Source organism: Streptomyces sp. SID3343, assembly GCF_009865215.1.
GTDB lineage: Bacteria > Actinomycetota > Actinomycetes > Streptomycetales > Streptomycetaceae > Embleya.
The window spans coordinates 1-12,547 of record NZ_WWJX01001555.1 but is presented as its reverse complement, the minus strand read 5'-3'; the positions used below and the strand labels follow the sequence as shown (position 1 = coordinate 12,547).

General features: G+C 71.6%; 13 protein-coding genes and 1 pseudogene. 5 read left to right on the top strand and 9 right to left on the bottom strand.

What is annotated here, in order from left to right:
* Positions 1 to 78: 78 nt before the first annotated feature.
* The 3 genes from lysA to GT354_RS49515 all read right to left on the bottom strand — a co-directional run bounded on the left by lysA (position 79) and on the right by GT354_RS49515 (position 2,420).
* Positions 79 to 1,401, bottom strand: coding sequence for a diaminopimelate decarboxylase (gene lysA, locus GT354_RS49525; RefSeq protein WP_237536225.1), 1,323 nt, complete (start codon positions 1,399 to 1,401; stop codon positions 79 to 81).
* Between the two features lie 49 nt (positions 1,402 to 1,450).
* Entirely contained in the window at positions 1,451 to 1,735 is a 285-nt protein-coding gene (locus tag GT354_RS49520; RefSeq protein ID WP_346012524.1) for an SAV_915 family protein, read from the bottom strand.
* Positions 1,736 to 2,024: 289 nt separating this feature from the next.
* Complete coding sequence (locus tag GT354_RS49515) at positions 2,025 to 2,420, bottom strand: MerR family transcriptional regulator (RefSeq protein WP_161364770.1); 396 nt, start codon at positions 2,418 to 2,420, stop codon at positions 2,025 to 2,027.
* A 63-nt stretch (positions 2,421 to 2,483) separates the two neighbouring features.
* Between GT354_RS49515 and GT354_RS49510 the strand changes: the two genes are divergently transcribed.
* Entirely contained in the window at positions 2,484 to 3,773 is a 1,290-nt protein-coding gene (locus GT354_RS49510) for an MFS transporter (protein WP_161364768.1), read from the top strand.
* 103 nt (positions 3,774 to 3,876) lie between these two features.
* Here the strand turns inward: GT354_RS49510 and GT354_RS49505 are convergent, their stop codons facing one another.
* From GT354_RS49505 to GT354_RS49495, 3 genes are all read right to left on the bottom strand, one after another.
* Complete coding sequence (locus tag GT354_RS49505) at positions 3,877 to 4,809, bottom strand: aldose 1-epimerase (RefSeq protein WP_237536222.1); 933 nt, start codon at positions 4,807 to 4,809, stop codon at positions 3,877 to 3,879.
* 9 nt (positions 4,810 to 4,818) lie between these two features.
* On the bottom strand, positions 4,819 to 6,360 hold the full coding sequence (locus GT354_RS49500) for an AMP-binding protein (protein ID WP_161364766.1): 1,542 nt from the start codon (positions 6,358 to 6,360) through the stop codon (positions 4,819 to 4,821).
* 238 nt (positions 6,361 to 6,598) lie between these two features.
* Entirely contained in the window at positions 6,599 to 7,558 is a 960-nt protein-coding gene (locus tag GT354_RS49495; protein ID WP_161364764.1) for a hypothetical protein, read from the bottom strand.
* A gap of 271 nt (positions 7,559 to 7,829) precedes the next feature.
* Here GT354_RS49495 and GT354_RS49490 point away from each other — a divergent pair, with 271 nt between their 5' ends.
* Both GT354_RS49490 and GT354_RS49485 read left to right on the top strand, forming a co-directional pair.
* Positions 7,830 to 8,258, top strand: a complete 429-nt coding sequence (locus tag GT354_RS49490) for an SRPBCC family protein (RefSeq protein WP_161364762.1) — start codon at positions 7,830 to 7,832, stop codon at positions 8,256 to 8,258.
* A gap of 288 nt (positions 8,259 to 8,546) precedes the next feature.
* The gene (locus GT354_RS49485) at positions 8,547 to 9,557 is read left to right on the top strand and encodes a hypothetical protein (protein ID WP_161364760.1); all 1,011 of its coding nucleotides are present in this window, start codon (positions 8,547 to 8,549) and stop codon (positions 9,555 to 9,557) included.
* A gap of 91 nt (positions 9,558 to 9,648) precedes the next feature.
* Here the strand turns inward: GT354_RS49485 and idi are convergent, their stop codons facing one another.
* Positions 9,649 to 10,212 carry an isopentenyl-diphosphate Delta-isomerase gene (idi, locus tag GT354_RS49480; protein ID WP_161364758.1) on the bottom strand — a complete coding sequence of 188 codons (564 nt, stop codon included), beginning with the start codon at positions 10,210 to 10,212 and terminating at the stop codon, positions 9,649 to 9,651.
* A gap of 188 nt (positions 10,213 to 10,400) precedes the next feature.
* Between idi and GT354_RS49475 the strand changes: the two genes are divergently transcribed.
* Positions 10,401 to 10,985: a hypothetical protein gene (locus tag GT354_RS49475; protein WP_161364756.1), complete on the top strand. Its 585-nt coding sequence runs from the start codon at positions 10,401 to 10,403 to the stop codon at positions 10,983 to 10,985.
* A gap of 119 nt (positions 10,986 to 11,104) precedes the next feature.
* Here GT354_RS49475 and GT354_RS53135 read toward each other — a convergent pair whose 3' ends face one another.
* Positions 11,105 to 11,521 carry a chaplin gene (locus GT354_RS53135; protein WP_346012523.1) on the bottom strand — a complete coding sequence of 139 codons (417 nt, stop codon included), beginning with the start codon at positions 11,519 to 11,521 and terminating at the stop codon, positions 11,105 to 11,107.
* 205 nt (positions 11,522 to 11,726) lie between these two features.
* Entirely contained in the window at positions 11,727 to 12,050 is a 324-nt protein-coding gene (locus GT354_RS49465) for a chorismate mutase (protein WP_161355231.1), read from the bottom strand.
* A gap of 250 nt (positions 12,051 to 12,300) precedes the next feature.
* Between GT354_RS49465 and GT354_RS49460 the strand changes: the two are divergent.
* Positions 12,301 to 12,547, top strand: a pseudogene (locus tag GT354_RS49460) (hypothetical protein); the annotation flags it as partial.

The following is a 12,547-nucleotide window of genomic DNA, read 5'->3' as shown; positions in this document are numbered from 1 at the left end:
GATCGAGGTCGTCCGCGCCGCGTAGCCGGGCCGCCGCCGGGTGGCCGGCGTCCGGGCGCACCCGACGGCCGCGAGCGGTCAGCCGTCCTCGCCTGGCTCGTACACGTCGCGGGCGAGCAGGTCGGCCGTACTTTCCCGACGCAGCAGCACGCGGGCACAGCCGTCCAGGACCGCCACCACCGGCGGGCGGCCGACGAGGTTGTAGGTGGAGGCCATCGACTGCTGATACGCGCCGGCCGCCGGAACCGCGAGCAGGTCGCCCGGGTGGACGTCCTCGGGCACCTCGACGTCGGGCGCCAGGACGTCGCCCGACTCGCAGTAGCGCCCCACCACGGTGACCCGCCGCGAGCGGCCGGCGCCGGCCCGTCCCACCAGCCGCACCGCGGTCCGCGCGCCGTACAGAACCGGGCGCGGGTTGTCGGCCATACCGCCGTCCACGGCCACGAACACCCGGTGCGCGGTGCGCTTGACCACGAGGACGCGGTACACCGCGACGCCCGCGGGTCCGGTGATCGCCCGACCCGGCTCGATGATCAGGCGCGGCACCGGCAGGTCGTAGAGCGCGCACCGGCGGGCGAGTTGCCGCCGCACGTCGTCGGCGAACGCGGCGACGTCCAGCGCGTGTTCGCCGGGGCGGTAGGCGATCCCGTGGCCGCCGCCGAGGTCGAGCTCGGGCAACACGACGCCGTGTCGGTCACGCAGCCCGGCCAGGAACGCCACGAGGGTGGCGACGGCGGCGAGGTAGGGGCGCACGGAGGTGATCTGCGAGCCCAAGTGGCAGTGCAGACCGGTGAGTTCGAGGTGCGGTTGGCCGAGCACCCGCAGCACCGCGTCCTCGGCGTCGCCGCGCGCGACGGACATCCCGAACTTCTGGTCCTCGCCGCCGGTACGGATCGCGTGGTGCGCGCCGGCCTCGATCCCGGGCACCACCCGGACCATGACCCGCTGCCGTTGCCGCGGCGCGACGAGCGCGGCGAGCCGGGGGACCTCGGCCGCGTTGTCGAGCACGATGCGGCCCACCCCCAGGCGCAGCGCCGAGCGCAGTTCCTCGGCGGACTTGGCGTTGCCGTGCAGGACGATCCGTTCGGCGGGCATCCCGGCGGCGGCGGCGAGTTCCAGCTCCCCGAGCGAGCACACGTCGAGCCCGAAGCCCTCCTCGCGCAGCCAGCGGACCAAGTCTCGGCACAGGAACGCCTTGGCCGCATAGGCGATTTCCGCCTCCGGCAACGCCTGACGGTAGACCCGGCAGGTCTGTCGCACGTGCGCCTCGTCGAGCACGTACAACGGTGTCCCGAAGCGCTCCGCGAGTTCGCCCAGCGGCACACCGCCCACGGCGAGGTCGGCACCGACCGCCCGCGTCGAACGCGGCCACTCGGACAGCCCGGCGGCGGGCTCGGACATCACGACCGACATCGCATCTCCCTGACCTGTCGACACCGATGACACCCTGTCAGCCGAGCCGCGACAACGCCGGGACCCGCAGGTCCGCGGGGTCCATGGGCGTCGACACGGGTGCGGCGAGCCCCGGATCGACCAGCACGGTCCGCACGCCGGCCTCGTCCGCGAGCGAGCGCACGGCGTGCGCGCCGAGTCGGATCCATGCCTGCCCCGCGCCCAGCACGTCGCGCAACCGGGCCGGCGAGGTGAAGGCGACCACCACGCGTTCTCCCAGCGGATCCCGGCACAACCGCACTACCCGGGCCGCGTCCTCGACCCGCACCGGCACCACGAGCACGCACCGAGCGGCGGTCGAAGAGGCAGGTTCCTCGTCCCCAACCAGGCCATCGAGCACAGCAACCTCCGAAGCGTTCGACCCGCGTGGTCCCACGGGTCCCAACTCCGAAGCTAAGCCCGCAAAGCGCCCACTCCCCGGCCGTTACCGCCCTCTTGATCATCCGGGGATCGACGTTGACGCCTTCCTGACGTCGAGCGGCGACGACGGGCCCGGTCAGCCGCGGACGGCCGGGCGAAGGGGCCGCCGGGAAGCCGGGCGCGGGCCGGAGGGGCACCGGCCCGGTCCGCGCTCACGCCATGGACGTCTCGCGGGCGGGGTCGGCGCGGTCGCCGCTCAGGACCGCCTCCAGATACTCGGCGATCGCGTCCCGGTTGCGGGTCAGGCACCGGACGCGTTCGCTCATCCGGTCGCGTTCGTGCTCCAGGGTCGCGATCATCTCCGGGGTGGCGTCGGGGAAATGGATGGATCGCGGCTTGTCCAGGCACGGAAGGATCTGCTTGATGATCCTGGTGGGCAGTCCGGCGTCGAGCAGTCCTCGGATCTGCGCGACGCGGTCCACGTTGGACTCGTCGTAGTCGCGGTAGCCGTTGGGGGAACGGTCGGCCACGATCAGGCCCTGTTCCTCGTAGTAGCGCAGCAGCCGGCGGGGCGTTTCGGTACGCTCCGAGAGTTCTCCGATGCGCATGTGGTCCACCTCACGAATCGACGCTTGACCCTCACATCTATGTGAAGGTTCGAGCATAGCGGCATGAGCAACCACGCACCGCAAACGATCGAAACTCCCACCGACGCCACGACCGGCTCCGGCACCGCGACCCGCTCCGGCCCCACGACCGGCTCCGACACCGAGCCCCGCCCCCACGCCGGCGCCGACAAGCTCCCGTTGGCCGCGCTCCTGGCCTTGACGACGGCCGTCTTCGTCACCAGCCTGACCGAGACGCTGCCCGCAGGCGTCCTGCCGAGCATGAGTTCCGACCTGGGAGTCGGCGAGTCCGCGATGGGCCAGTCGGTGACCATCTACGCGATCGGCACCGCGCTCACCGCGATCCCGCTGTTCCGGGCCACGTCGGGCCTGCGGCGCAAACGGCTCTTGCTGGCGACGATGGCGGGGTTCGCCGCCGCGAACACGGTGACGGCGGTGTCCACGAACTATCCGCTGACCATGGCCGCCCGCTTCGTCGCCGGCGTGGCCGCGGGTCTGGCCTGGGCGCTACTGGCCGGATACGCCCGCCGGATGGCGCCCGTGCATCTTCAGGGCAAGGCCATCGCCGTCGTCATGGCGGGCATCCCGGTCGCGCTGTCGCTCGGCGTGCCCGCGGGGACCTTCCTCGGCAAGGCCCTCGGCTGGCGGGTGGCGTTCGCCCTCATGACCGTGCTCGCCGTCGGCGTGATCGGCTGGATCCTCGCACTGGTCCCGGACCATCCCGGCCAACGGCTGCACGGCCGTACTCCGGTGCTGCGCACCCTGCGCATCCCCGGCGTGACCCCGGTCCTGTTCGTCACCCTGGTCTTCGTTTCGGCGCACACCGTGCTGTACACCTACATCGCCGCGTTCCTCGACGAGGTCGGCATGCGCAACTCCACCGATCTCGTACTACTGGTCTTCGGCGCCGCCTCGATGGCGAGCATCTGGATCGTGGGCGCCCACATCCACCGACGGTTGCGCGCCCTCACCGTGGTGAGCACCCTCCTGTTCGCCGCGGCCGCCGGCCTGTTGGCAATCCCGACCGAGAGCCCCGTCCTGATCCTTGCGGCCGCGGCGCTGTGGGGACTGGGCTGGGGCGGCATCCCCACCCTGCTGCAAACCGCCGCCGGCGACGCGGGCGGCGACGACGCGGACACCGCGCAGGCCATGCTCGTCACCCTGTGGAACGTGGCCATGGCCGGTGGCGCGGTCGCCGGTGGCATCCTGCTCGACGTCTTCGGCACCGGCTCCTTCGCCTGGACCGTGATCGCGCTGCTGATCCCGGTACTGGTCGTGGTGGTCGCCGCCCGCGCCCACGGATTTCCCGCCGAGCGCGTGAGCGGCGACGCGTGAGCACCGCACTCGAACGCACCGCCCCGCCCGAGGCCGGCCGATGTCCCTCCGCACCACCACCGGGCCCGCGATGTCCGCACCGGACGCCGCGGGCCCGGCGCCGTCACGACGCTGCCGGGGGACCGCCCGGCGCCGCGACCCAGGTCCAGGCCGTGGTCGCCGACAGCGGGCGCCCCGGCTCGACCAGGCGCGGGAGCGTGGCGAGCCCGTTCGGCGGCCCCGTCTGCGGCTCGACGCACACATGGTCGCGGGGCATGTCGTAGACCACCGTGTAGTCGCAGTCCGACGTCATCCGCATCCGCAACGCGCCCGGCCAGGTCAAGGTCGCGTCCAACCCGCCCGGGGTGCCGAAGCAGTCGTCACGGAACCCGACGGCCGTCGTCGGCGGGGACATCCGGCGGCCGGTGGGCAGGTGGTCGGCCCCGCGTTCCTCCTGCCACGCCGCCGCGAAGGACAGTTCCAGCGGCCCCCCGACCCCCAATTCCCGGCGAAACCACGGATGCCAGCCCGCCTGGGCGGGCCAGCCCGTCGCGGCGGAGGGGCCAGCCTGCGTCGACTCGATCCGCAACTCGGTCACCAGACCGTCCCGCAGGACGGTGAAGGTCTGCTCGACCCGGCCCGCGAACGGCCAGGGGTCGGCCAGGAGCAGTTCGAACGAGGCCGACTCCGCGTCCCCCGCGATCTGCCGCCACGCCGCCCGATACCCGAGGCCGTGAATCGCGTGCGGGGCCGCGTCCGCCGGGAAGACGTGCTCCCTCCGGCCGTGCGAGAGCCGGGCTCCGCCCATCCGGCCCGCCCACGGGACCATCGGGTAGCTGCCCCAGTCCGTGGCGGCCGGCGCCGAGGTCCGCAGCAGTTCGAGCCCATGGGCCCGCAGCGAACCGAGCCGGCACCCCTGCCCCGGCAGAATCAGCGCGTCGACACCCTCGGACCGCAACCGAACCGAGCCGTCGACCCCACCGTCTGCCCCGGCCCCACCGTTGGCACCGACGACCCCACCGTCGACTCCCACAACACCCACAACACCGTCGATCATGGGCGCAGATTACGCGTACCGCTCCTTCAACTCCTTCTTCAGGACCTTCCCGGCGGGATTACGCGGCAGCGCCGCCACGACTTCGATACGCTCCGGAAACTTCTGCCGCATCAGCTCCTGCGCGCCCAGGAAATCCGCGACGGCCGGCACCCCGGGAGACATCGACGGATTCGCCGGCACGATCACCGCACACACCATTTCGCCGCGCTCGCGATCGGGCAATCCGATCACCGCGACCTCGACGATGTCCGGGTGGGTGCTCAGCAGATCCTCGACCTCCTTCGCGCTGATCGTCTCGCCCTTGCGCAGGATGACGTCCTTCAGGCGCCCGGTGACGTAGACGTTGCCGTGCTCGTCGATCCGCCCGAGGTCGCCCGACCGCAACCGCCCGGCCTCGTCGAACGCCTCGGCGTCCAACGCCGCGTCCACGTAGCCGAGCATCACCTGCGGCCCCTTGACCCGTAGTTCCCCCTCGCCGCCGACCGGCACCGTCGACCCGTCCGGCGCGACCACGGTCACCTCCACGCCGTGCGTGGGCCGGCCCTCCGCGCGCGCGAGCGCGTCGTCGCCGTCCTGTGGTCCGGCCATGGTCAGGATCGGCGCCTCGGTCAGACCCCAGCCCGCCAGAATCCCCGCACCACCCATCTCGGCCTTGACGTCGTGGTGCAGCCCGGGCGGCTTGGGAGCACCGCCACCGGGGCAACTGCGCAGGTCGGGGAACAGCGGGTCGCCGGGCGGGCGGCGGCGCTGCGCGGCGAGCCAGGTCTGGTGAAAGACCGTCCCCGCGCCGGCGAGCGTGACCCGCTCGCGGCGCAGCAGTTCGGGTGTGTGCTCCGGGTGGAACGCCTCGGTCAGGATCATCGTCACGCCGTGCACGAGCGCGGCGGTCAACCACGTGGTGCACCCGCCGATGTGCGCGAACGGGAAGACCAGCGCGACCCGATCGCTCGGCCGCGCCCGGATCCGGTCCGCCATCCCCACGCCGGCGGCCATGATCGTCGCGTCGGTGTGCCGGGCTCCCTTGGGATCGGCAGTGGTACCCGAGGTGTAGAAGTACCAGCGCACCGGCGCGGTCGCGGCCGTCTCGGGCACCGCGGGCGCGGGCGGCAGCGTCGCCGGGTCGCCGGTGGGCAGCGGTCCGTCGACGACCAGTACCTCGAGGCCGTGCACGCGCTCGGTCACCCGGCGGGCCATCGCCGGGTAATCGACACCGCGCCACACCGGCGGCACCACGAGCAGCGACGCCCCGGTCTGCTTGGTGACGAAGGCGAGTTCGCGTTCGCGGTAGATCGGCATCACCGGGTTCTGGACGACGCCGAGCCGGGCGAGCGCGCCGACCAGGACGACCGACTCGGTCCAGGTCGGCAACTGCCACGTGACCGCGTCGCCCTCGCCGAGCCCGTGCGCGTGCAGGAACGCGGCGGTCGCCTCGGCCGTGTCCCGAAACTCTCGACACGTCGTCCGCCGGCCGCGCTCGTCGACCATCAGTTCGGCGTCGGGCGACTCGATCGCCCTCGACTCGATGGCCGCCCACAGGCTCGTGTGTGTCACGTCGTGCCCTCCTCGATGCCGTCCTGAAGTCCTACCAGGAACGATCTCCACCGAACAGGCCCACGAGCACCGGGCCCGACGCGCGCTCACCCGGCCGAACCGACCCCACGCACGACGCACGACGCACGAACACAACGAGCAGCCCTCACGGGCGGGCACCCGACTCACCGATACATCGAGCCGCCGTCACGGGCACCCGACGCACGGTTGCAACGAGGCGCCCGCACGGGCACCCGACTCACAGATACATGAAGTGCGGCGACAACACGACCACCGACGGCACCAGCAGCGCCGCCGCGGTCAGCACCCGCAGCCCCGCCGACGCGACCGGCGCGCCCACCCGTACCCCCGCGACCGCGACCTCGGGGTGCGCGGTCGCCTGGACCCGGTGGACGGTCAGTTCCTCCTGCCGCTGCTGCGGCCACGCGAAGCACGGGCAAAACGGCCCGGTCGCCTGCCCGGGCCCGGACAGTTTGACGATCGCCCGGCGCAGGTTGGCCCGCGCGATCGCACCGTGCACGTCGGCGTCGGCGACCTTCTCCGACAGTTCGGCCGCGTGGTCGGCCCACCGGCCGAAGAAACGCACCGCCGGATACGCGTCGGCGAGGGTGTCCGCGAAGACCATCCACTGCGCGTCGCGCCGGCGCAGGTGCCCGGCCATGTGGGTCAGGACCGCGTTGAGCTCCTCGGGCCGCAGCAGGTCCAGCGCGCGCGTGGTGGCCTCCACCCGCGGCGGCCGGGACGGCAGCAGCACCAGTCGCGGCGCCTCGTCCTCGACGATCACCAGGCGCGGGTGGCCGGGGTCCTCCTCGTCCAGGAGCGGGGCCGAGTTCTCCAGGCGGTCGAGCTGTACGCGCAGCGCGCGCCGGTAGTCGCGCATCGCCGGTGCCCCGCGCCGCCAGCCCACGGCCAGGATCAGCAGCGCGAGCACGACGACGGTTGCCTGCGCGGCGATCGGCACGGCCGGCATCCCGATCCCCGGGTCGAACCCGGCCGCCTTCATCGGGGCGATCCACAGGTCCGGGGTGTAGACGGGGATCGCCAGCGCGAGCGACGCGAGCACCCCACCGGCCGCCGCCCGCCAGGCCCGCTGGACGTGGCGCGGGCTGAAACCGCTGCGTTCGGCCCGGGACAGGACGCGGGGTGCCGTCACGAGGATGGTCGCCGCGAAAGCCGTCAGTACAAGTCCGTACAACACGCCTTTCCCGTCCCTTTCTGCCGTCGCCCTTCGCCTGACCCGTTCGGCCTTGCAACGGTTCTAGGCTCCCGGTGCTTGCCCCGTCCAGGAGACAGGCCACATCGGAAGGATGATTTATTCTGCGAATACCAACCATCCGGTGGTATTGCGCACCCGAGTCGGACCCGGATCGAATCGACGTCGGACCACGCCCGAGGGCTCGGGCGCAACCGATTCGAATCGCATCGTCCCATCCCCACGCCCCCGAATCCGACCCACAGGAGTTTCTTTCATGCACGAGTTTTCCCGCTCCGCAGTGATCGCCGCCACACCCGACAAGGTCTGGGACGTCGTGGGCGACTTCAACTCCCTCTCCGCGTGGCACCCGTCCGTCCCGCCGAGCACGATCGAGGGCGGCGGCGACGCCAACACCCCCGGAGCGGTGCGATCGTTCGCGATCGACGGCGACGTGCTTTCGCGCGAGGAGCTGACCGCCTACGACGCGAGCGCGTACCGCATGGAGTACAAGCTGATCCAGGTGCCGTTCCCGGTCACCGACTACCACGCGACGTTGCAGGTGCGCCCGCACGCGGACGGCAGCGAGGTCGTGTGGTCGGCGACCTACGAGGGTGCCGACGACATCGTCCCCACGGTCGAGGAGATCTTCGCCGAGGGCACCTACGGCGCGGGCCTGGCGGCGCTGCGCGAGCGCTTCGCGTAGCCGACGACGCCCGATCGTGCGCACGGATGCCCCCTGACACAACCGGCAGCGGGCATCCGGCGGACGTATCGGACGCCGTTCCGGCTCGATCCTCGACGCCACCCTCGCCGCACTGTCGCTCGGACAGTCGACATCGATCCGAAACCGGACGAAAAGCCCCGCGCGGCAACGCACCGGCCCGTGCCCCCGTCCACCCGTCGGACGCCCGACGGGTGCTCGTCAAGATCGTCCCGATCACGCGTACGGTAAGCCTGCTGACGGAGCGTTGGACGATACGAGGAGTTGTGCATGCGACGCGGGGGCACGGGACGACGTTGGAGCGCCTGGACGGCGGCCGCACTGGCCGCCGGCCTGGTGGTGTCGGGGTGTTCGAAGTCCGACGACGACAAGGACACGAAGAGCGACCAGGGCGGGGCCGCGGGCACCGCGAGCGCGGGGCAGTCCGGCGGCGGCTCGCCCGCCCCCGGCAAGCCGGACCCGAACTCGGCGCAGGCGACCTGGACCGCGCTGATCGACGCGATGGCCGCTCAGAAGGTGTTCGAGTTCCACACCGTGCAGACGGCCGCGGGGAAGGTCGACGCGGAGACCGCCGTCCAGGACGAGCTGTGGTCGTGGTTCGACGCAGGCAACAAGACGATCTTCACCGACCGCAGCACCATCACCAAGCCGGGCGGCAACGCCTCCCGGCGCACGTGCGTGGACAACTTCCAGTGGAGCTACCTGCCCGCGGTGCAAAAGTGGAACAAGACCATCCAGTCGTGCTCCACAGCGCAGTTCCAGGGCGGTGAGAACGTCGGCGACGGCATTCTGGTGCCCGGTCTGACCCCGGAGCAAGGCAAGGCGTTCGGCACGGCCGTGGCCGCGCTTCCCGGGTGGTTGACGCCCTCCGCCGTGAGCACGGTCGAGCAGGGCGGCAAGAACTACCTGAAGCTCACCGTCGACCTCAAGCCGCAGCAGAGCGGGCCCGGCAAGACGGAGAACACCCGCTATCTGTTCGACGCCGTGCGCGCGGCCAACCCCGACGCCCTCAGGAGCCCGTATCTGGTCGAGAACAACGAGCGCGCGAGCGGATCACCGGTCCAGGCGGTCTTTTGGCTCGACCCCGCGACCAAGCTGCCCGTGTACTCCGAGCTGGCCACGACGGTCGTGGACAAGGGCGTGCCCACCGGCGCGACCCGGCAACGGCGGACCGAGTACGTGTTCGGCTCCGCCCAGCCCAAGCCGGACTTCTCCGCGCCGACCGCCGTGCCGCCACTGAAGTGGCCGGACATGGGCACGAAGCCGCCGGCCGCGACGTAGCCGACCGAGGGGCGGGATCCCGTGCCGGGCACCGGATCCCGCCCCTCGGCCTGCCCGCCCGGGCGGATCGGCCACGCCGGCGGGCGTCGGTTCAGCTGCCGACCGGGCTCGCCGCGAGGCGGGCGAGCGGCTCGCGCACACTGTCCAGAACCGCGCTCAGCCAAGCCGTGTGGTCGTGCTCGTCCAACCACGCGTCCAGCTCGGCGAGCGGCACGAACTCGACGTCGTCCACCTCGTCGGGATTCAGGGCGAGGTCGGCGCCGGCGCGGCCGACGAAGAGGTGGTTGAACTCCTTCTCGACCAGCCCCGAGACCACGTCCGTGACGTCGTACGTGACCAGCCCGGCCGGCTCCAGCGAAGCGGGCACGACGCCCAGTTCCTCGCGCAGCCGGCGCGTCACCGCGTCCCGCGGCTTCTCGCCCGGGAACGGGTGGCTGCAACACGTGTTGGACCAACGCCCCGGCGAGTGGTACTTCGTCAGCGCGCGCCGCTGCATGAGCACGCGGTTCTCGTCGTCCATGAGAAACACCGAGAAGGCTCTGTGCAGCAGACCCGGCGGCTGATGAGCCTCCAGCTTCTCGGCGAGGCCGATCGTGTTTCCTTGCGGGTCCACCAACTCGACCATGACCCGACCGTCCGGCCGCTCCTGCGCCATGTGCTCTCCCTGCTCTCCGGCCTACCCCTGCACAGTATCCGGAGCAGGACTGGCATACGCCCCATACCGGCTGCGGCCGGCTACATCCTTTTCGGTACGCCGGTATCCGTCGCCGCGACGATCCGCGGCCGGCCCGCGCGCGGCAGGCTGGTGGTACGCGATCGGGGCCCATCGAGGAGGAGATCACCATGGTCGTCGCCATGATCGTGGCGTGCGAAGTCGGTTTCTGGGTGCTGATCGCCCTGGGTCTGGTATCGCGCTACGTGCTGCGCCGGGAGCGGCTGAGCAACGTGTTCCTGTACAGCACGCCGCTCCTCGAGGTGATCCTGCTCGTGGTCGCGGTGATCGACCTGCGCGGCGGCGCGACCGCCGGCGCGCGGCACGGGATCGCCGCGCTGTACATCGGCGTCACCGTGATGTTCGGACACCGGGCGATCCGCTGGGTGGACCAGCGGGTGAAGTACCACTTCCTGGGCGGACCACTGCCGTGGAAGCCGCCGGCCCGCGGGATGGGCCGGATCAGGTACGAGACGGCCGAGTTCCTGCGCACCGTGGCCGCGATGGCGATCGCGGGAGCATTGCTGGGCGCGCTGATCCTGGTGACCGGCGACGCGGACCGGACGAAGTCGTTGACCGGTTTCTTCGGCGCGCTCGGGACGATCACGCTGATCTCGCTCGTGGTCTCGGTGGTCGGTGGTTTCGAGGCGATGGGCAAGAACCCCAAGCCCAAGCGGGCACCGCGCCGGCTGCGCGACCGCGCGCCGGTCGGCTGAGCCGTGCGGTCCGGCACTCGCCCGCCGAAACCGCCTTCGCCCCGAACGACAGCGGCCCCGGAACATGAGTTCCGGGGCCGAAGCACGTGTCGAACCCGCTCACGCGGACGCGACGGGCATCAGCCCGACAGCGCGCCGCCGACCGTCTTCGCCGTCGCGGCCACGTCGACCGGGGCGTGCTCACCGTCGTGCCGCGGGGCCTGGCCCTCGCACTCGTCGATCGGCGGGGCCGGCTCCGGCGGGCAGTCGTCGTCGGGGGTCCCGTGCGGCCGCGGCACGGGCCGACCCGGCAGTTCGTCCGCGTTCACACAGGTGTTGCCGAAGGCCGGGTTCAGCGCCGCGATGATGTCGACGGTGTTGCCGCACAGGTTGACCGGCACGTGCACCGGGACCTGCACGTTGTTTCCGGAAAGCACGCCGGGCGACTCGACGGCCGCACCGTCCGCGCCGGCCGACGCGAACGCCTGGCCACCCATGGCAACCGAACCGCCGAGGATGGCGGCGGTGGCGACCGCGCCCTTGGTGAGCTTGTTCACTGGAGGTGATTCCCATCGATCGATAGACAAGGGAACCGAGGTTCCGTGACGTCCAACGCGCGAGCGGGGCTCCCGTGACGGGTGACGCGCCGACCTCCCCCATAAGTGGCAACTTATGCCTGGCGCGGCGATGACACGCCGTCAAAAGGCGCCGGAAACGGGGAGATCGTCACCATCGAGCGGATTGTCGGACCGGCCCGGGCGCTCAGGCGCCGGCGATGGCCTTGTGGTGGTGGATCACTTCGGCGACGAGGAAGTTCAGGAACTTCTCCGCGAAGTCGGGATCGAGCTTGGCGCTCTCGGCGAGCGCGCGCAGCCGCCGGATCTGGATCGCCTCGCGGGCGGGGTCCGCCGGCGGCAGTCGGTGCTCGGCCTTGAGCACACCGACCCGCTTGGTGCACTTGAACCGCTCGGCGAGCAGATGGATCAGGGCGGCGTCGATGTTGTCGATGCTGTCCCGCAGTTCGAACAGTTCGGCGGGCTTGTCGGGCGCCTCGCCCGATCGATCGTCAGTGGTTCCGTTGGCCATAACGGGTGACCCTACCCGGCCGCAGGACAGGGCGCCCCGAGCCCCGGCCGGGACTCGAATCACGTGTCATGACGATCCGTCAGAGGAGATATCACTACCTGTCATCTCTCGTTCTGCCAGGTGTCACATCGCCACCTGCGGGGGACTCTCTGAGTACGGTCTGCGCCGTCGGCTCTCCCTGCCACGTCGTGCCGACCGTTCGGCAGTGCGTCTGGGATGCGGGCCGTGGATGCAACAGGGGGCGAGCGACATGATGGAGGAAGTGCGTCTGACGCCGAGCGAGCGCCGGATGCTGGAGTCGATCGAGGACGAGCTGCGCAAGGACCAGGAACTGGACCTCGCGTTGCGCACGATGCGACTCTCCCGCAACCGCCGTCGCCCACCCGCGCGTGATCGGGTGGTGCCCGGCGCGGGCGCGAAGTCGGCGTCGCGGCGCGGGCGTCGCCGGGCCCGGCCCACGCTCGCCGGCACGTGGCACGTGTTGTTGCTGATCGTCC